Genomic DNA, 1020 nt, shown 5'->3' on the forward strand with positions numbered 1-1020 from the left:
TGTCCAACGGCCAGATCATCAAATCCGGCGGCAAGGAACTGGCCCACGAGCTGGAAGAGAAAGGCTACGGCTGGTTGACCGGAGAAGAGGAGTCCGCATGAGTCTCTCCGCTTCTGCCCTGGCGCAGGAACTGAAAAGCCAGGCGCTGACCAACGCAAACAACAGCGGTAGCAAAGGCGATGCCCTGGCCGCCCTGGAAGCGGCCAGCTTCCCGGAGCGCAAGACTGAGCGCTGGAAGTACACCTCGCTGCAGGCACTGGCCGATGGCCATCTCAATGCCATCGCCGACGGCGAGATCAGCCAACCGCTGCCTGCTCTGTCTGAGCATGTGGTGACGATCAACAACGGCCAGCTGGTCAGCCACAACCTGCCCGATGGCGTGAGCCTGTCCCACGACGGCCCTGCCATCAACGGCCTGCAGACCCCGTTTGCCTTTTACAACAGCGCCGTCGCCAGCCAGCCGGTAGTACTCACCGTGGCCGCCAACACCCGCATCGAGCAGCCCATCCATGTGCAGCTCCAGTCTGCCAGCGATACCCCTGCGCACTGCAACCCGCGCCTGGTGGTGGTATTGAATCAGGGCGCCGAAGCCGCCGTGATCGAGCATTACCATGCAGAAGGTCAGGCCCTGAGCAACGCGGTGACGGCCCTGATCACCGCCGACAATGCCCAGCTGACCCACTACCGGCTGCAAGGCGAGCAGGCCAACACCCTGCACATCGGCACCTTGATCATTGATCAGCAAGGCATCAGCAAGGTCGACAGCTACCAGCTGATGACCGGCAACCGCCTGCGTCGTAACGACGTGCGCGCCCTGGTCAACAAAAGCGGCGCCGAACTGAACATGAAAGGCATCTTCGTAGTCCGCGACAACAGCCACGTGGACAACCAGCTGTGCGTGGAACACGCCGTGCCCAACTGTGAATCGGACCAGAACTTCAAAGGCCTGGCCGGCGAAAGTGGCAAGGCGGTCTTCAACGGCCGCATCCACATTCACCCCGGTGCCAGCGGCACCAACGC

1 protein-coding gene and 1 pseudogene are annotated in these 1020 nt (G+C 62.4%); both read left to right on the top strand.

Features of this window, described 5'->3' with window-relative positions; genetic code table 11:
* A pseudogene (gene sufC, locus A3754_RS28900) lies at positions 1–101 on the top strand (Fe-S cluster assembly ATPase SufC); the annotation flags it as partial.
* The coding region (locus A3754_RS25540; RefSeq protein WP_063521701.1) for a SufD family Fe-S cluster assembly protein at positions 98–1020 on the top strand (923 nt) is incomplete at its 3' end. The pseudogene sufC and the gene A3754_RS25540, both read left to right, overlap by 4 nt.

Source organism: Alcanivorax sp. HI0083 (genome assembly GCF_001635175.1).